This is a genomic window from Novosphingobium silvae, from assembly GCF_009856825.1.
GTDB lineage: Bacteria > Pseudomonadota > Alphaproteobacteria > Sphingomonadales > Sphingomonadaceae > Novosphingobium > Novosphingobium silvae.
This window is the reverse complement of record NZ_WVTD01000004.1, coordinates 73220-91727: the sequence shown is the minus strand read 5'-3', so window position 1 is coordinate 91727 and position 18508 is coordinate 73220. Positions and strand designations below refer to the sequence as shown.

Here is an 18508-nt window from a genome sequence, read left to right as displayed (position 1 = left end):
GATGAACCTTCGCGCAGTCCTGTCCCGGAAGCACTTCTCTCTCCTGTGCCGCATGGCGGTGGCACTTGCGGGCATGCTTGCCATCCTTGCCGCGCCTGCCCATGCCGAGCGTGTGCGCGACCTTGGCCAGTTCCAGGGCGTGCGCACCAACCAGCTGACCGGCTACGGCGTCGTCGTGGGGCTTCCCGGCACGGGCGACGACAATCTCGAATACCTGACGCAGGCGATGAAGGGCGTCTCGGGCCGCATGGGCCTGACGCTGCCGCCGGGCATTTCCCCCGGCCTCAAGAACGCCGCCGCCGTCGTCATCACCGCCGACCTTCCCGCCTTCGCGAAGCCCGGGCAGCGCATCGACGTGACCGTCTCGACCATCGGCAAGGCCAAGTCGCTGCGCGGCGGCGCTCTGATCCTGACCCCGCTCTACGGCGCGGACGGGCAGGTCTATGCGATGGCGCAGGGCAATCTTGCAGTCGGCGGGCTCGATGCCTCGGGCAAGGATGGCTCCAAGGTCACCGTCAACATCCCGACCGTCGGCCGCATCGCCGAGGGCGCGAGCGTGGAACGCGCGGTCGCCACCGGCTTCGATGCCGGCGAGATGCTGCGCTGGAACCTGTTCGAGGCCGACTTCCTCACCGCCGCCCGCGTGCGCGATGCCATCAACGCCAAGGTCCCGGGCATCGCCTCGGTCGAGGACGGCGTGACGCTCGCCCTGCGCCTGCCCGGCGATGCGGACAGCCGCGCCAGCATGATGGCCGCGATCGAGATGATCGACGTCTCGCCTGCGGAAACCGCCGCGCGCGTCATCGTCAACAGCCGCACCGGCACCGTCGTCATCAATTCGGCCGTGCGCCTCTCCCCCGCCGCGATCAGCCACGGCAAGCTGACCGTGCGCGTCGAGGAGAACGACCGCGTCGTCCAGCCCGGGCCGTTCAGCAACGGCCGTACCGCGACGGAGAACCGCTCCAACGTCTCGGTGGAGGAGGAGAACCGCTCGGTCGCGCTGTTCAAGGGCGGCGCATCGCTGTCCAAGGTGGTGGACGCGCTCAACATGCTGGGCGTCACGCCTTCCGACCTCGTCGCCATCCTTGAGGCGCTGAAGCAGGCGGGTGCGCTGAAGGCCGAGATGGTGGTCATATGAGCACGATCCTTCCTCCCGTCGCGGGCATGGCGGCCAAGGCCGATGCCACCGACCGCGAGAAGCTGCACGTCGTCGCCAAGCAGTTCGAGGCCCTGTTCGTACGCGAGATGCTCGCCGCCGCACGCAAGACCAGCTTCGGCGGCGAAGGCGGTGCGGGCGACATCGAGGGCGGGCAGGGTCTGGAAACCTTCCGCCAGCTCCAGGACGAGCGCTTCGCCGACGTGACCGTGCAGAGCGGCGTGCTCGGCCTCGCCAAGATGCTGGAAGAGCAGATGGCCCGCTTCGTCCCGGACAGCCCGGGCAGCGGGGCCGACGAGGCTGCCGCCGCGCCGAAGCCTGGCTCGTGAGCAACACGGGCAGGCGCGAAGACGGGCAGAAGATTTGTTTCACGCAGAGACGCAGAGATGTCGTGCTCGCGGCAAAGCCGCCTTCCTCCGCAAGGTCGCCAAGTTTCAAGTCGCCTCCGCCTCCTCTCCGGCTCCGGCTTGCGTGAAATCGAGCCGTGCAGCCCTTCAACCATCCGCCGCCCTGCCGTTCTAACCCAACGACACCCGCACAAACGCAACGGACCACGCTGACACATGGGCGCTGACCTTCTCTCGATTGCACGATCCGGCGCCCGCGTGGCGCGCAGCGCGCTCGATGTGACGGCGAACAACATCGCCAATGCCTCTTCCGAAGGTTACGTGCGCCGCAGCGTGGCGGTGGCGGAAGTTTCGGGCGGCACCAGCCTTGCCGCTCCCACCGCGATCAACCTTGCAGGCGCGCGCATTACCGGCATCGTGCGCAATGCCGATGCGTTCCGCCAATCGGAGGTGCGCCGCACCGGTTCGGATGCCGCGCGCGCCGCGGCCGAAGTGCAGGGACTGGAAAACGTCCAGTCCGCGCTCGAACAGACCGGCGTCTTCGAATCCGTCGTCGCCTTCGAGGGTAGCCTCAAGCAGCTGCTGTCCGATCCCACCGACGGGTCGCTGCGCGCCAAAGTGGTGGAGGACGGGCGCACCATGGCGCAGACCTTCAACACGGCCTCGCAAAGCCTCGACGCGGCCGCAAGGGGCCTGCAGTTCGAAGCGCAGGACGGCGTGACCCAGGTCAACCGCATCGCGCAGGAACTGGGCCGGGTGAACCTTCGCCTGATGCGCGCTTCGGAAACCTCCAGCGACCAGAGCGCCCTCCTCGACCAGCGGGACAGTCTGCTCCAGCAGCTGAGCGACCACGCCGACATCACCACCACCATCAACCCGGACAAGTCCGTCAAGGTGATGCTGGGCGGGCCGACCGGCACTGCGCTCGTCTCGGGCGCGACGGCGAACACGCTGGCGATGGGCACGGCGGCGAACGGCACGCTCTCCTTCACGGTGAACAGCCAGCCGACCACGCTGAGCTCTGGCGCGATCGCGGGCAAGGCGCAGGCGCTGGTCGAACTGCACGGCGCGCGCACGCATCTCGACACCATCGCGGCGGGCATCGTCACCACCATCAACACGGCGCAGGCCACGGGCGTGGACCTTGCGGGCAACGCGGGCCAGCCGCTGTTCGCAGGCACCGACGCAGCGAGCATGAAGATGGTCGCGAGCAGCGGCGCCGCCGTCGCCACCGCGCCCGCCGGCTCGCCCGCAGGCAGCCGCGACGTGGGCAACCTCGGCGCGATACGCACCGCTCTGGCGGCCGCCGATCCGGCCGGTGCGGCGGACGCGCTGCTGTTCTCCGTGTCGAGCGCGGTCGCAGGGCGCACCGTCACGCGCGATGCGCTCGACTCCATCGCGGGATCGGCGCGCGTGGCGCTGCAGGCGCAGGCCGGCGTCAACCTTGATGACGAGGCGGTGAACCTGGTGCGCTTCCAGCAGGCCTACCAGGCTTCCGCCCGGGTGATGCAGATCGCATCCGACATCTTCGATTCCATCCTGACCATCCGCTGAGGCCGCCATGACGACGATCAGTTCCAGCAGCACGGGCGCTTTCTTCGAAAGGGCGCGCCTCGATATCAAGGACCTGCGCTCGAAGGCGGAGGACCTGCAGTCGCAGCTCGGCAGCGGCAGCAAGCTGACCCGCTCGTCGGACAATCCGGTCGCCGCCTCACGCCTGCGCTCGCTCTCCCGCCTCGAGACGCTCTCGCAGATCGACACCGCCAATGCCAGCCGCGCCAACGCCGACCTGACGCTGGCGGACACCGCCATGTCCGACATGGCCGACGCGATCATCCGCGCACGGGAACTTGCGACGCAGGCCGCATCCTCCACCGTCACCGGCGACCAGCGCAAGGCTATCGCCGCCGAACTCGACCAGATCGGCGCGAACCTGCTGATGCTTTCCAACGCGCGCGATTCGAACGGCCACGCGCTGTTCGGCGGCGAAAGCACGGGCGATGCCTATAAGCTCGACGCTTCCGGCAAGGCGACATACGTCGGCACCGGACGTTCGGAAGAGCTGCCGCTGGGCGAAGGGCAGAGCGTCACCCGATCGCTCACGGGGCCGCAGTTCCTGAACTTCACCGGCAAGGACGGCACCGCCACCGACGTCATGGCGACGGTGAAGGCCCTGTCCGACGTCTTGAAGACTGGGGCCGCCGGGGTCACCACCGCAGCATCCGACGCGCTGGCCGATCTGCAGACCGGGCTCGACACGCTTTCGACCGGCCAGACCGTGGTGGGCACCCGCCTCGCCTGGATCGAACTGACGGGCGAGCGCCGGATCGACCTGTCGGAACTGCGCTCGGCCGAGGAGGCGGAGATCGGCGCGCCCGACATCGCCTCCACCATGATGCGCCTGCAGGAAACGCTGACGGTGCTGGACGCCAGCCAGGCCAGCTTTTCAAGGCTCGCCAACCTCAACCTCTTCGACCAGCTGCGCTGACCCGCAGGCTTCTCGCCTCTCCGCCTCACACACGCCGCGCGCCGGATCGGCGGAGAGTCGCGGCGCCCGTCCCGCGCGCGACCCGGCACCCCGGGGCCACCGCTCCACCGCCCACGCATTTGTGCCTAAGGCGCGGAAAAAGCGGAACTAACCAACTGCGCGGTAGAGCGCTGGTCGAACACAAGCGCGAATCCCGCGCCGGCCCGCAAGGCCGGGCGATCCCGCGCGCTCTTCCACACGAAGGACCCTGCCTCATGTTCGCAATCATCGGCGTCGTCATCCTGCTGGTGATGGTCTTCGGCGGCTTCGCCCTCACCGGCGGCGCGCTGGGCCCGGTGATGCACGCGATCCCGCACGAGATGCTCATCATCGGCGGCGCGGCGCTGGGCGCGATCGTCACCGGCAACTCGATGCACGAGCTGAAGGGTCTGGGCGGCGGGCTGGTAAAGGTCTTCAAGGGCCCCAAGCACAACAAGCAGGACCACATCGACGTCATCATCCTGACCACCCGGCTGATGAAGATCCTGCGCTCGGATGGCCCGGTCGCGCTGGAAAGCCACGTTTCCGATCCCAAATCCTCCGCGATCTTCGCCGAATTCCCGCGCCTGCTCAAGAACGACGCGCTGGTCCACCTCATCGCCGACACCCTGACGCTGATCGTCGTCTCCTCGGGCACGCTGGAAGTCCACGCGGTCGAGGACGTGATGGACAACGCCATGAAGACCCACTTCCACGAGGAGCACGAGGCCCAGCACGCGCTGCAGGGCCTGGCCGACGCACTGCCCGCGCTTGGCATCGTCGCCGCCGTGCTGGGCGTGGTGAAGACGATGGGCTCGATCGACAAGCCGCCCTCGATCCTTGGCGGCATGATCGGCTCGGCGCTGGTCGGCACGTTCATGGGCGTCATGCTCGCCTACGGGATCGTCGCGCCCATGGCCGGCCGCCTCAAGCAGGTGCTGGAGCAGGACGAGCAGATCTTCCACGCCGTGAAGCAGGTGGTGATCGCGAGCCTGCATGGCTGGCCGCAGCCACTGGTGGTCGAATCGGCGCGCTCGGGCCTCGGCCATGCGTTCCGCCCCACCCTCTCCGACCTCCTCGACGCGATGCGCGGCAAGTAAGGGAGGGCGGAGAACGTGGCCAAGAAGCCCGACGAGCCGGTCCGGCCGATCATCGTCAAGAAGATCACCGTCGTCGCCGGCGGTCACCACGGCGGCGCGTGGAAGGTCGCCTACGCGGACTTCGTGACCGCCATGATGGCCTTCTTCCTGCTGCTGTGGATCCTTGGCGCCACCACCGAGAAGCAGCGCAAGGGCATCGCCGACTATTTCTCGCCCACTCTCGTCAAGAACCGCAAGTCCGGCTCGGGCTCGGGCACCGGCCTGCTGGGCGGCACCTCCCTCACTGCCAAGGACAAGCTGCCCCACCCGGGAGGCAGCGGCAACAAGGCGATCACCGTGCCCAAGGACGCGTCCGGCGGGCCCAAGGAAGGCGCCAAGCGCTCGCAGCGCGCCAAGCAGCAGGTGGAGGCGAAGCTGCGCTCCACCCAGCGCCTGCGCCGCCTTGCCCGGCAGGTGCGGCTCGTCGACACGACCGAGGGCGTGCGCATCGACCTGGTGGACGACGCCGACTTTTCGATGTTCCGCATGGGCACCACCGTGCTGACGCCCGAGGCTTCCGAGCTGGTCGACGCGCTTGGCCAGGCGCTGTCGGGCGATGGCGGCGGCCTGACCGTGCGCGGTCACACCGACGCCCTGCCCTACAAGTCCGGTACGGTGGGCAACAACTGGTCGCTCTCGGCAGGCCGGGCCGAGGCCACGCGCCAGGCGCTCCTGCGCGACGGCGTGGGCGAAGACCGCTTCCGCCGCATCGAGGGCGTGGCCGATAAGGAGCTCCTCATCCCCGCCGATCCGCACGACCCACGCAACCGTCGCATCTCGATCACGGTGATGGACTAAACGCTCGCCGCGCCCGTCCCTCCCCTGCGGAGGGACGGGCGGTGGATGCCAAAGCGCAGGCGCCTGCAAAACAGCGCGAGGTTTTCCCCCGTCATCGCAATACTTGCGCAACACTTCCCTCTTGCTGCGCTGCCGAACCGCTGGTCTAAGAAGGACTTCGGCGGGGGCCGAATCCATCAAGTCCCGGGGGGGATTACATAAATGAAACGTCTGACCGGCAGCGCCATGCTGCTTCTCGCTCTTGCCTGCGCCGCGCCTGCACGGGCCGGGGACACCGACATCTTCGCGGGCTGCGACGGGAACGGAAAGCCGGGCAAGTCCGCCGACGGGCTGAGTTCGCCGCAGAACACGATCCGCTATGGTGACTACGCCTCGGGATCCTCGTCCTCGGTGATCGCCGCGTGCACCGCTGCGCTGTCGCACCCAAAGCTTCTGCCCACACAGAACCTGCGCCGCGCGCGCCTGCTACGCGCCCGTGCCTCCGCCCAGCTGGCGGCCGACAAGCTGCCCGAAGCGCTGGCCGACCTCGACCTTGCCGGCGCGGTGACCATGGGTTCGTCGGGAGACCCGCTCTACCGGCGCAGCATGGCGGTGTCGCTGAACCTGCTGCGCGCGCTCGTGTACGACCAGATGGGCAACCGCGACGAGGCGCTGCGCCTGGCGCGGGAGAGCGCGGCCGCGCGCCCTTATGCGATGGAAGTGCAGCATGTGGCCGCCCACCTGCTGCTCACCCATGGCCAGGACGATGAAGGCGCGCGCGCCACTTTTGCCGCTGCGGATCGCCTCGATCCCGAATTCGCGCAGTACCGGATGACGGTGCTGGGCTTCACCGGCGATTTCAAATCGATGGCCCGGCTGTCGCTGCCCGCGCCTGCACCCGTCACCCCTGCTGGAACTTCGGAAGGGTCCGCTCCGCAGGGCGGGCGGCTCCAGGACCTGCTCGCCGCGCGTTCGCAGATCACCAACGGCATGATGCTGGGCTATGCCCGCGCGGCGACCGGCGACGCGGCGGGTGCAAGGCGGCAGATCGCCGAGACAAAGGCCCGCCTGGCGCAGCTTTCGGCAAGCACCGAAAACCTCGTGAGCGCGGAGGCGCGGACGTCGATGTTCAAGCCGTTCGAGGAGATCGTCGCCTCGTACGAAGTGCGCACGGAAGCGCGCATCGCATTGCTCGAGGGGCGCAGGGACGATGCGTTCGCCCGGCTTCAGGGCGCCAGGCTGCCGATGGATCCGGTGACTTCCGATCTCGTCAAGGCCCTGCGCGCCGCCCAGGGCCTTCCTGCCGCTCCCCAGCCGGGGGAGACCGACATGTCGGCTGACCGCCAGACCGCCGCGCGAAAGGCGCTGTTCGACCACATGGTCGACCACGCCATGATCGAGCCCGAGACCCGGGGCACGAACTCTGTCTACAAGCGGTCGCGGCCGGACGTGCTCGGCGCGCTGGTCGGCGCGGCGTTTTCGATGGGAACCACCCTGCTGGCCGATGGCGTGCGCAACACCGATGGCTTCACCGCCAAGCCGGGCGAGGACGGATCGGTCCAGGTCTCCCTCACCGGTAACACCACGGCCCCTGCCGTCGTGCGCGAGATGACCCTGCTGCGCGCCGCCGAGATGGCGATCGAAGCCGGCAAGCCCGCCTTCGTCATCGTCTCGCGCCACGATTATGCGCGCACGATGACAAGCACGCAGTACGGCACCACCATCAGCTCCGTCCCCACCGGCTACAAGACCGACCTGGTGGTCCGCTTTCTCCCGGAAGCCGGAGGGGACACCCGCGCGCTCGACGCAAAGGCGGTGGTGGAGGGACTGGGGTCGTTCTACTACAAGGAGGCCTGAGGCATGGGGTTCAGGGCCATCGAGCACCAAGCCGATGTCCCGGCCGCCCGGTACGCGGTCGAACAGAGGGGAGGCTGGACGGCTGACCGGCCCGTGGCTCTGGAGCAGGCACGACCTGCATAACTGATCGAACTGGGCCATCTCGACGCGGGTGCAAACGCTCCGTCGATTTTCCAGGCCGCGGCTTCCTGATAGCCTCGCGCCGCCCTTCACCTGGTGGCGAAATGCCGGGGCGAGGGCTCTAAGGAAGCGCTCCGCCGCCCATTCACTTCATCAACTTGCGTCGTGCCCTGCGGAAACCGAAACGCCCGGCGGTCAGGGGCTGACCGCCGGGCTGGCCCTCCGGGGGGACGGGAGGCCTCATCGGTTCGCCGCGAGAAGGAGGGCGCGGCGACGCGAAGTCGGGTGCTTAGCGCAGCAGCGACAGGACGTTCTGCTGGCTCTGGTTGGCCTGCGCGAGCATGGCGGTCGAGGCCTGGCTCAGGATCTGCGCCTTGGCCATCTGCGTGGTCTCGGCCGAATAGTCAGCGTCCTCGATGCGGCTGCGTGCGTCCGACAGGTTGGTGACGTTGTTGGTCAGGTTGTTGATCGCCGATTCGAGGCGGTTCTGGCCGGCGCCGAGCGAGGCGCGGGTGGCGTTCACGTCCTTGAGCGCGGCGTCGACCTTGGTCAGCGTGGTGGCGGCCTTGGTGGCGTCGGTCACGTCAAGCGCCGAGGCGTTGAGGTTGGCGCCATCGATCGCCTTGGACGTAAGCGTGACCTTCTCGCCCGAGTTCGCGCCGGTCTGGATATTGAACGTAAGATCCGAACCCGAAGTGGTTGAGAGCAGGGTGTTGCCGTTGAATTTGGTCTGGGTCAGCGAGTCGCTGATCTGCGAGGTGAGCGCGGTCACTTCCTGCTGCATCGCGGCGCGGTCGGACGACTGGTAGGTGCCGGACGCCGACTGGATCGCCAGTTCGCGGACGCGCTGGAGCATGTTGCTGACTTCCGAGAGCGAGCCCTCGGCGGTCTGGGCAAGCGAGATGCCGTCGTTGGCGTTGCGGATGCCCTGGCTCATGCCGCGGATCTGCGAGGTCATAGAGGTGGAGATGGCGAGGCCCGCGGCATCGTCCTTGGCCGAGTTGATGCGCTTGCCGGTCGACAGGCGCTCCATCGCGGTGCCGAGCATCTTGTTGGCCGAGTTCGAAGCGTTGGAGGCGCGAATCGCGCTGATGTTGGTGTTGATGACAGACATGAAAGTTTTCCCGTGTAGTCCCGAAAGTTGTCCCGAAGGTGCGGGCCGATGAAGCCATCCAGTCCGCTGCCAGCCACTAGACCGGCAAGTCGCCGGGAACTTTAAGCCCTCTGTCGAAACCATCTGAAAAATGAGCGCGCGGCGACCGGGCACTGCTCGTGAAAACGGCTCTGAGCGTCCCGTCCGGATCGACCGTCCGCAGCCCTGCAGAAACTTGCCGAATAGGGGCATCTACGCGGCCTTAAATTACCGCTCTTTTTGTCGTTAACCACGCATAAGCGACCTCAAGGAACTGGTTAATTCCAAGGGAATTGAGCGTCATGGCCGCACTGGAAATCACTGCCGAAACAGCTCGCCTCCACGGCCCGCTGCTTCAGCGCGCCGCCGCGATCTCGGCTTCTCTTTTTGACGCCGCTGCAATCGATTTTCGGGACGTGGCTGACCGCTCGGCCCCGCGCCCCCGCACCCGCACCGTGCGCCTTTCGCGCGGGACGGCGCCCGCGCTGGCGCGCGAAGGTGCCTCGCAGGCGACGATGACCTACGCCGATCCGGTCGGCGAAACCGCGCTTGCCATGCTGCTCGCGGCGATGGCCGGTCCCGAGGACCCGATCGCCGTCGACCCGGAGAGCCTTTCGGTTTTCGCGTTGGCGGAGCGCCTTGCCGCCAGCGACATCCCCGTGCTCATCAACGGTCCGACCGGCACCGGCAAGGAAGTGCTCAGCCGCTTCATCCACACCCGTTCGGCCCGCCGCGACGGTCCGTTCATCGCCGTCAACTGCGCCGCCATGCCCGAGACCATGCTGGAGGCCATGCTGTTCGGCCACCAGAAGGGCGCGTTCACCGGCGCGACGGCGGCGAGCGAAGGCTTCATGCGCGCCGCTGACGGCGGCACCCTGCTGCTCGACGAGATCGCCGAACTGCCGCTTTCGCTCCAGGCCAAGCTGCTGCGCGCGCTTCAGGAGCAGGAAGTGGTGCCGATCGGCTCCACCCGCGCGATCAAGGTGGACGTGCGCGTGATCGCCTGCGCCAACCGCGACCTGCCGACCGAAGTCGCCCAGGGCCGCTTCCGCGCCGACCTGTACTACCGCCTCAACGTCTTCCCCCTCGAGCTTCGCCCCCTGCGCGAACGGGCCGACGACATCGCACCGCTCGCCTTCGCCATGGCCCTGCGTCACGCCGGGCACATGGGCGCGGCCAGCGGCGTGGTGCCCTGCTTCACCGAAGGCGCGCTCGCCATGCTGCGGCTTCATTCGTGGCCGGGCAACGTGCGCGAGCTGGAGAACGTCGTGCGGCGCGCCCTGCTCCTCTCGCACGGGGCGCGGCAGATCGCGCCCGAACACATCGTGTTCGACAGCCCTGCCCGCCTTGTCACCGCGCCGGCGATCGGCGGCCTCGAACTCGCCTCGCCGGCCCGGGTGGAAGCGATCGACAGCGACCGCAAGCTCTCGAGCATCGTCCAGAACTCGGAAGCGCGCGCCATCATGGAGACGCTGGAGGCATGCGGCGGCAACCGCCTGCGCGCTGCCCGCGAACTCGGCATCTCGGAGCGCACGCTGCGCTACAGGCTCGCCTCCATGCGCGAGGCCGGCATCGAGATCGGCCGCACCGCTCCCGGCTTCTCCGCAACCGGAGGCGGCCGATGAGCAGCCTTCCCTCGATCGGCGGCATGGGCGCTGGCGGCGGCATCCAGCAGATCCTGCAGCTGCGCCAGCAGATCATCTCGCGCAACGACCTCCTGCGCGAGATCCACACCGCACAGGCCGCTTCGCAGAACGGCGGGGTGACCGCCAACCACGCGCCCGCCGATGGCTTCACTTCGGCGCTGCAGAACGCGCTCGACGGAGTGAACGCGGTGCAGAAGCGGTCGGAGGATCTCTCGGTCGCCTACGAGAAGGGCGAAGTCACCGACGTCGCCAAGGTGATGCTGGCCCGCCAGGAAGCGGGCGTCGCCTTCGAAGCCACCCTGCAGGTGCGCAACAAGCTGTTGTCCGCCTACCAGGACATCATGCGGATGGGAGTCTGATCTAGATGGCCGACCTCGTTCCCGCGGCCGCCGCCACGCCTGCGCCCGCCTCCCTCTTCTCAGGCCTTGCCGACCCTTCCGGCGGCAGCGTGCTGACGCGCCTTTCCGCCTTCACGGCGCAGCCCGCCGTGAAGCGGATGCTGCCGATCTTCATCGGCCTGTCCGCCATCGGCGGCGCCGCGCTGACATGGAGCCTGATGGCGCCTTCGCCCCAGCGCGTGCTCTACGCGCAGCTCGACGACAGCGAGCGCGCCAGCGTCGTGGAAGCGCTGGACGGCGCCCAGATCGACTATGCGATCGACAACCAGACCGGCGCACTGACCGTTGCCGAGGGCGATTTCTACAAGGCGCGCATGCTCGTCGCCGCGGACGGCGCGCTGGCCTCGCCCGAGACCGGCGACCAGATGCTGGACAAGCTGCCGATGGGCGCGAGCCGCACGCTGGAAGGCGAACGCATGCGCTCGGCGCGCGAGCACGACCTGCAGATGACGATCGGCCAGATCGACGGCGTCGAATCCGTGCGCGTCCACCTTGCAGAGGGCGAAAAGTCCGTCTTCGTGCGTGACAACGTGGCGCCCACCGCCTCGGTCATGGTGCGCCTCAAGTCGGGTCGCCAGCTGAGCGACGGGCAGGTCTCCGCGATCCTCAACCTCGTCGCCGCTTCGGTGCCCGGCCTCTCTCCCGACGCGGTGCGCGTGGTCGACCAGCACGGCCGCCTCCTGTCCGAAGGCCAGGACGCCGAAAGCGACCGGCTCGACATGCAGTCCCGTCTGGAGACGAAGCTGCGCGAGCAGGTCTCGCAGCTCCTTACCCCCATGCTGGGCGACGGCAACTTCACCACCGAGACGCAGGTCCAGCTCGACATGGACCAGGTGACTTCCGCGCGCGAAAGCTACGACAAGGACGGCGTGGTGCGCGCCGAGACCCTGCAGCAGTCGCAGACCACCGGTCCCGGCCAGGCGGGCGGCGTTCCGGGCGTGCTTTCCAACACGCCGCCTCCCGCGACACAAGCCACTGCCGGTCCGCCGCAGGGCACGGCCGCTGCTGCGCCCGGCGCTGCGCCCGCGCCGACCAATGGCGAAAGCTCGACCAGCAAGACATACGAACTGGGCCGCCAGGTGTCCGTATCGGAGACGGGCCCGGGCGGGATCAAGCGGCTGACCGTGGCGGTCGCCATCAGCAAGGAGGCGATGAAGGGCGCCAAGGCCAAGGATCTTGCGGACCTCGAGGCGCTTGTCAGCGCCGCCGTGGGGGCCAACCCGCAACGCGGCGACGTGGTGAAGATCGTCGCCCGCAGCTTCGAGCCCGTCGCGGTCGAGGAGACGCCGTTCTACGAGACCCCGTGGTTCGCGATGGTCGTGCGCAACGGCGCGGCCGTGCTGGCGGTGCTGCTCGTCCTGCTGCTGGGCGTGCGCCCGGTGCTGAAGGCGATGCGCGGCGACAAAGCGCCGCGCAAGGGCAAGAAGGGCTCCGCACTCGAGGCGGAGGGCGAGGATGAAGATATCGCAGCGCTGCCTGCCCGGGCGAACCTCACCGCGCTTCCGGCGACGGAAGGCGTAGCGGTGGAAGTGAGCCGCGCGGACCTGCTGGCCCGCCAGCTCGGCCTCGCGCAGCGCCTCGTCGCCGAGCGGCCCGAGAATGCCGTCCACGTCCTTCGCCAGATGCTCGCCGATCCTGCGCCCGAAGCTCCTTCCAAGGCCGCCTGATTCATGTCCGAGCTAGCTCCCCTGCAGCCTGCCGACAGCGCCGCCGTCATGATGATGCTTCTCGACGACGAACAGACCGCCGAGATCCTCGGCGCGCTCGATCCGCAGGAGCTGCGTATCCTCGGCGAGAAAATGGTGGCGCTGGGCGAGATCGGGCCCGACGTGATCGCGCAGGCCATCGCCGGCTTCGTGGCCAAGACCGAGCGGATTGGCCTTGTCGCGCCGGCAGGCCCCGGCGGCGGGCGGGTCGCGCAGGTCCACGCGATGATGAGCCGCGCGGTGGGCGAGGTGAAGGCCGACAGCCTGATGCGGCGGATCACCCCTGCCGCCACGCAGACCTCGCCGCTGGAACTGGCACGCTGGCTGACGCCCGACGCGCTCGCCCCGCTGCTCAAGGGAGAGCATCCGCAGGCGATCGCCGTGCTGCTGATCCAGCTCGATCCCGAAGTCGCCGCCGCCGTGCTCCACGCCCTGCCCCCGCAGGTCCAGCCCGAGGTCGTGCACAGGATCGCCACGCTGGGGCCGGTGTCTCCGCAGGCGATCGAGATGCTGGAAGAGCTGCTTTCGCGCCGCATAACCGAAACCCATGGCCAGCGCCCGCTGCAAATGGGCGGCGCGCGCGAGGCGGCGGAAATCATCAACAGCGTCGGCAAGGTCGTCGAGAAGCACGTCATGGGCGCTCTCACCCGGCGCGACAAGCTGCTCGCCCGCCGCATCGAGGAGGAGATGTTCAAGTTCGAGCACCTCTTCGTGCTGGACCCGCAGTCGATGGGCGCATTGCTGCGCGATGTCGCCAACGAGACGCTGATCGATGCCCTGAAGGGCATTTCCGAGGAAGAGCGGGAGGTCTTCTTCCGCGCCATGTCGAGCCGTGCCGCCGACGGCGTGCGCGACGAGATCGCCGCACGCGGCCGGGTCAAGCTGGCCGACGTGGTCAACGCCCAGAAGGAAGTTGTCGCGGTGGCCCGCAAGCTCGCCGCCGACGGAACCATCGCGTTCGGCGCGGGAGACGACGATTATGTCTGACCTTGGCTTCGCCTTCACCCAGCCTCCCCAGTCCGGCGCGAGCACGGTGCGTTCGCGCGTATCGCTGGTCGAGGCGCTGGGGCAGCCGGGCGGCTTTCGCCCCAGCGCACGCTTCGGCGGGCCAGGCGGCATGGTCGCGGCGCACCATGAACTCGCGATCGTCGAGACCCACGCGCCCGATCCCGCCGCCGACGCTTATGCCCGCGGATTTGCCGAGGGCCATGCACAGGCGCTGGAGGAAGCCGAAGCGCGCGCCGCCGCCACAGAAGCGGCGCGCGGGGCGCTCGCGCTGTCGTTCGCCCGACTCGACGCGGTGATGGAAGAGGACCTGCGCCTGCGGCTGCGCGATACCGTGGCGGCGCTCTGCGAGGCGGCGCTGGCACCCCTCGCGCTTGACGCGGCGGCGCTCGCCGTCCGTATCGAACGGGCGGCAGCGATGCTCGCGCGGGCCGAGGACGAGCGGGTGCTGCGCCTTCATCCCGAGGATCTCGGCCTCGTCTCCGAGCGTCTGCTGGCCGAATGGAAAGTGGTGCCCGACGCTTCGCTGGAGCGCGGCACGGTGCGGGCCGAGAGCGCGATGGGCGGAGTGGAGGACGGCCCTGCAAGCTGGCGCCTCGCCATCGCCGAGGCCCTTCACGAAAGCTGAGGGCACGACCTGAGGGCAGGACGGGAGAACCGCGAAGGATGAGCCACGCCAGACCCTACGCCGCGATCCTCGCCGATTTGGGGGCCGAGCCGGTGGACCTTTCGCCGCGCCGTTTCGGCACCGTGACCGCATGCGATGGCGGGCTGCTGGAAGTCAGCGGCCTTTCCGTGCCGGTGGGCGCCATGTGCCGTGTGGCGAACGGGCGCGACAGGACGTTCCCCGCCGAAGTGATCGGCTTTCGCAACGGCCGCACGATGATGATGCTCCTTGGCGATACCATCCTCCTGCGCCCCGGAGCCCGCGTCGTGCCCGAGGGCAGGCCGGGGATGCTGCCGGTGGGCGAGGCGTTCCTCGGCCGCGCCGTGGACGGCGAAGGATTGCCGATCGACGGCGGGCTCCCGATCCACACGCGTCAGGAGTGGCCGGCAGGAGGCGTGCGCACTTCCGCCCTTGATCGCAGCCCGGTGCGCCTGCCTTTCGACACCGGCGTGCGCGCGCTCAACGCGATGACGACGTTCGGCATCGGCCAGCGGATCGGCGTGATGGCAGGCTCGGGCGTCGGCAAGTCGGTCCTCATCGACATGATCGCCCGCGGCGCCAGTGCGGACGTGGTGGTGGTGGGACTGATCGGCGAACGCGCGCGCGAGGTGTCCGACTTCGTCAAGCGGCACATGCACGATGCGAAAAAGGACAAGACCGTCGTCGTCGCGGTGCCTGCCGACCATGCGCCCAACCTGCGCCTGCGCGGTGCGATGCTGGCCACATCAATGGCCGAGCACTTCCGCTCGGCCGGCAAGCGCGTGCTCCTGATCCTCGACAGTCTCACCCGCGTGGCCCATGCCGGGCGCGAGATCGGCCTGCTGCTGGGCGAGCCCGGCGCCGCGCGCGGCTATCCGCCTTCGGCGCTCGCCACGATCACCAAGCTGGTGGAGCGCGCGGGCAACTCGGCCGCGAGCGGCGGTTCGATCACCGGGCTCTACACCGTGCTGGCGGACGGCGACAACCAGGACGATCCGGTGGTGGATACCGCCCGCTCCATCCTCGATGGACACATCGTCCTCTCGCGCGAACTGGCACAGCGCGGCCAGTATCCGGCGATCGACATCGCCGCCTCGCTCAGCCGCGTGATGAACGACATCGTCAGCCCCGCCCACCAGCAGCTCGCCCGCACCTTCCGCGCGCTGACCGCCAGCTACGAGGCCAACCGCGACCTCGTGCTGATGGGCGCCTATCGATCGGGAGCGGACCCGCAGCTCGACCGCGCCATCGCCATGCACGGCGCGCTCACCGGCTTCCTCAGCCAGCCGCAGGGGGAGGTGGTGAGCCTCGATTCCAGCGCCGCCCAGCTTGCCGCGCTGCTGGGATGAGGGAGACGATGCCGTGAGCGCCGACAGGAAGAAGCTGGCTCGCCTGAACCGCCTCGAGAAGCTGCGCGCCATCGCCAAGCAGACCGCCGCGACCGAGGCCGCGCAGGCGGAGAGCACTCTGGCGCAGCTTCGCTCGCTGTCCGACCGCACGCGCAATCTCGCCGCCGGCTATGCTGCCCGGCGCGACGCCGCGGACGGGGCCGCGCTGCACCACAATAGCCGCTTCGTGGGCGGGCTGCAGTCCCTCAGCCGGACCACGGACGGCGATGCGCTGCGCGCGCAGGCCATCGCCGACGCCAAGCAGCAGGCCCTGGTCGAAGCCGAACGCCGCCGCGCCGCGATCGAGGAGCGGGCCGATGTTCAGGCCCGGCGCATCGCCGCCAAGTCGCAGCCGCCCGCGCTGACCGGCCGCAGAACGAGTGGCACGGAACTTGAATAGAACCGGACACACGCCAACAGGACAGGCTCCCGCATGATCCAGACCACTGCCCCGACGCTCAACGCCGGCGTTTCTCCCGTTGCCGGGAGCGCCGCGTCCATGGCCGTGCCTGGCCCTGCCGGAACCGACTTCGCCGCGATCCTTGGTATGCCCCAACCCGCACCCGCAAGGCCGGACCTCTTCGCGCAGGCAGGAGCGATGCCTCTTGCGACGAACGTCGCCGCTGCATCGCTGCCGGACGCGGTCAGGGGCGCGCAGGACGGGCTGGCGGCGCTGGTCCTTCAGGCCGGCGCGGCGGCAAGCCCCTTGCCCGAAGCAGCGGCAGGAGCCCGTCTTGACGGGGCTGCGAAGGTCCGGGCGATAACGGTGGCTGAGGCCCGTCCCGTCGGACCCGCAGCGATCCCGCCGGTGCCCGGCTCCTCCACCCTTGTCACGGCCCCCGCTGCGATGGCGGCGGTTCCGATGGCCCCTGCTCCGATGGCGCCCGCTCCTGCCCCGCTTGCGAGCGCGCCGCAACCGGAAGGCAAGGACCTCTCCAGATCGCCTGCCGCCCCCGTCGAGGCCATACCCTCGCCTGGCAAGAGCGGCAAAGGAGGCGGCAACATCTTGCCGTCTCCTGCCGCCCCGGAAGAAGCTGAGGGCGACAGCCCCATCCGTTCCCGCCCGGCCGCCGAAACTCCGTCCAGCGACGCTTCCGCCGTGATCCCTGCCCCTGTCCAATTGCCTGCCAGCGACGATGCCCCGGTCGCGGCGATGCAGGCGGCGGCGATCACCCGGCCTGTGTTCGTTCCTTCGGCGATCCTTTCGAACGACGCGCCGCCGCCTGCCGCCCCGGAACGCTCCGGTTCTTCGGGCCGACCGGCCGTTCCCGTGCCGCCGCGCGAGGCGGGATCGCCCGTCGTCGGCCCTGCGACCAGGCAGGTTTCACAGGCTCCCGCCGCGCCCGGAGCCATCCCAGGTTCAGCGCCGGTCCGTCCGGCCCCTGCGGCGAGCGTCAGCGCCGTCCGCTTCGAGCCTATCGAGGTCGTGGCGATGCCTGTCGCCTCGGCGCCTGCAATGCCCTTGGCGATGACGGCTCCGGCAAACACCGCCTTCGTCGCGAAGGCAGCGGCACCGATGAAGCAGGCGTCACCGGAAAACGCCGCAACGGTGGTGCCGCAGGTCATGACCGCCGTGGCCGCCGTGCCGCACGTTGCTGAGTCTCCCGCGCCCATCGTGCCATTCACCGCGAAAGCCGCTCCCGTACCTGCCGAAGCTGCCCTGCCAGCCTTTGTCGACGCTCCGGCCGAAGCCGCTGTGGCAGTTCACCCGCGCCCGGCAGCGCCCTCGTCGCACGCGCCGCTGCCAGTGACCCCGGACGCCGTGCCCTCCGCGGCGCAGAGCGCGGCCCCCGCCTCGCCCAGCCGTGATGCGCGAAACACCCCCGGTCCTGCCGCGATACCGCAGGGCACCGCCGCTGCTGCCGCGCCTTTCGTGAAGGCGCCCGAGATGGCTGCCGCATCACTCCCCAGCGAACCCCGTTCCGAAGATTCGCCGGTTAGGGCCGTGCCGTCGGCGCCTGCCGTGTCGGTGGAGCCGCGCTCCAGGGACGCGCGGGAGGGCTCGCAAGCTCCTGCCGCCCACTTCGCAGGCCAACCAGGCATCGCCCCGGTGCCGCAGCCGGTGGTGTCTGCCGAAGGTATCGTCCCCGCCCCTGCGGCACCTGAGGCGGCGAGCACGCTTGCCAGCTCTCCGACCGAGACCCCGCAGGATTTCGACACGCTTGTCTCCCGTCTGGCCGAGGCACGCGAAGCAGCATCGCCGCACATCGTGCGCACCGCGATGAACCATGCCGAGTTCGGGCGTGTCTCGATGCAGTTCGATCAGACGGACATGGGCCTGTCGGTGACCATGGCCAGTCCCGATCCCGAGTTCACCGGCGCAGTGCAGGCCGCTGCGGCGACGATGGCCGGAAACGGTGCGAACGGCAACGACCAGCCCCGGCAGGACGGACAATCTTCGCAGCAGAACGGCGCCGGGCAGAACCCGGCTTCCGCGCAGGGCAATGGCGGGGCGGCAAGCTTTGCGAGCGGCGGCCAGGCCCAGCAGCAGGCCCGCGCCGACGCCTCGGGTCAGCAGTCGCGGCGCGAGGGCGGCGGCTTTGCCGGTCGGCATGACCAGCAGCAGCAGTCCGGCACTTCGTCGCGCGGCCGCGACGGGCAGCGCCAGGGCAGCGGCGTCTACGCCTGATGACCCCATGCGAGCGAGGGCGCGCACCCGTGCCCGATGAACAGGGAAATTGCCCG

Annotated in this window: 16 protein-coding genes; 15 read left to right on the top strand and 1 reads right to left on the bottom strand. The window is 69.3% G+C overall.

Features of this window, described 5'->3' with window-relative positions:
* The first annotated feature begins 52 nt into the window (after positions 1-52).
* From GR702_RS07025 to GR702_RS06995, 7 genes are all read left to right on the top strand, one after another.
* Entirely contained in the window at positions 53-1138 is a 1086-nt protein-coding gene (locus tag GR702_RS07025) for a flagellar basal body P-ring protein FlgI (protein ID WP_160985462.1), read from the top strand.
* Positions 1135-1485 (top strand): rod-binding protein, encoded by a 351-nt coding sequence (locus tag GR702_RS07020; protein ID WP_160985266.1) that lies wholly within the window; start codon positions 1135-1137, stop codon positions 1483-1485. The genes GR702_RS07025 and GR702_RS07020 overlap by 4 nt, the downstream gene beginning before the upstream one ends.
* A gap of 234 nt (positions 1486-1719) precedes the next feature.
* Positions 1720-3057, top strand: a complete 1338-nt coding sequence (flgK, locus tag GR702_RS07015) for a flagellar hook-associated protein FlgK (protein WP_160985265.1) — start codon at positions 1720-1722, stop codon at positions 3055-3057.
* A gap of 7 nt (positions 3058-3064) precedes the next feature.
* Positions 3065-3991, top strand: coding sequence for a flagellin N-terminal helical domain-containing protein (locus GR702_RS07010; RefSeq protein WP_160985264.1), 927 nt, complete (start codon positions 3065-3067; stop codon positions 3989-3991).
* Between the two features lie 254 nt (positions 3992-4245).
* Positions 4246-5109 (top strand): flagellar motor stator protein MotA, encoded by an 864-nt coding sequence (gene motA / locus GR702_RS07005; RefSeq protein WP_160985263.1) that lies wholly within the window; start codon positions 4246-4248, stop codon positions 5107-5109.
* Between the two features lie 15 nt (positions 5110-5124).
* A complete protein-coding gene (locus GR702_RS07000) occupies positions 5125-5946 on the top strand; it encodes a flagellar motor protein MotB (RefSeq protein WP_160985262.1) in 822 nt (273 codons plus the stop codon).
* 201 nt (positions 5947-6147) lie between these two features.
* Positions 6148-7782, top strand: coding sequence for a hypothetical protein (locus GR702_RS06995; protein WP_160985261.1), 1635 nt, complete (start codon positions 6148-6150; stop codon positions 7780-7782).
* 409 nt (positions 7783-8191) lie between these two features.
* Here the strand turns inward: GR702_RS06995 and GR702_RS06990 are convergent, their stop codons facing one another.
* Complete coding sequence (locus tag GR702_RS06990; protein ID WP_160985260.1) at positions 8192-9016, bottom strand: flagellin N-terminal helical domain-containing protein; 825 nt, start codon at positions 9014-9016, stop codon at positions 8192-8194.
* 320 nt (positions 9017-9336) lie between these two features.
* Between GR702_RS06990 and GR702_RS06985 the strand changes: the two genes are divergently transcribed.
* Genes GR702_RS06985 through GR702_RS06950 form a run of 8 tightly spaced genes read left to right on the top strand, consistent with a single transcriptional unit; the run spans position 9337 to position 18452 of the window.
* The gene (locus tag GR702_RS06985) at positions 9337-10659 is read left to right on the top strand and encodes a sigma-54 interaction domain-containing protein (protein ID WP_160985259.1); all 1323 of its coding nucleotides are present in this window, start codon (positions 9337-9339) and stop codon (positions 10657-10659) included.
* The gene (gene fliE / locus GR702_RS06980; protein ID WP_160985258.1) at positions 10656-11039 is read left to right on the top strand and encodes a flagellar hook-basal body complex protein FliE; all 384 of its coding nucleotides are present in this window, start codon (positions 10656-10658) and stop codon (positions 11037-11039) included. The genes GR702_RS06985 and fliE overlap by 4 nt, the downstream gene beginning before the upstream one ends.
* 5 nt (positions 11040-11044) lie before the next feature.
* The gene (gene fliF, locus GR702_RS06975; protein WP_160985257.1) at positions 11045-12745 is read left to right on the top strand and encodes a flagellar basal-body MS-ring/collar protein FliF; all 1701 of its coding nucleotides are present in this window, start codon (positions 11045-11047) and stop codon (positions 12743-12745) included.
* A gap of 3 nt (positions 12746-12748) precedes the next feature.
* Positions 12749-13771 carry a flagellar motor switch protein FliG gene (fliG, locus tag GR702_RS06970; protein WP_160985256.1) on the top strand — a complete coding sequence of 341 codons (1023 nt, stop codon included), beginning with the start codon at positions 12749-12751 and terminating at the stop codon, positions 13769-13771.
* Positions 13764-14417: a FliH/SctL family protein gene (locus tag GR702_RS06965; protein WP_160985255.1), complete on the top strand. Its 654-nt coding sequence runs from the start codon at positions 13764-13766 to the stop codon at positions 14415-14417. Before fliG ends, GR702_RS06965 begins: the two co-directional genes overlap by 8 nt.
* Before the next feature lie 38 nt (positions 14418-14455).
* Positions 14456-15784: a FliI/YscN family ATPase gene (locus GR702_RS06960; protein WP_160985254.1), complete on the top strand. Its 1329-nt coding sequence runs from the start codon at positions 14456-14458 to the stop codon at positions 15782-15784.
* A gap of 13 nt (positions 15785-15797) precedes the next feature.
* Complete coding sequence (locus GR702_RS06955) at positions 15798-16223, top strand: hypothetical protein (RefSeq protein ID WP_160985253.1); 426 nt, start codon at positions 15798-15800, stop codon at positions 16221-16223.
* A 33-nt stretch (positions 16224-16256) separates the two neighbouring features.
* Positions 16257-18452 carry a hypothetical protein gene (locus tag GR702_RS06950; protein ID WP_160985252.1) on the top strand — a complete coding sequence of 732 codons (2196 nt, stop codon included), beginning with the start codon at positions 16257-16259 and terminating at the stop codon, positions 18450-18452.
* Positions 18453-18508 lie beyond the last annotated feature (56 nt).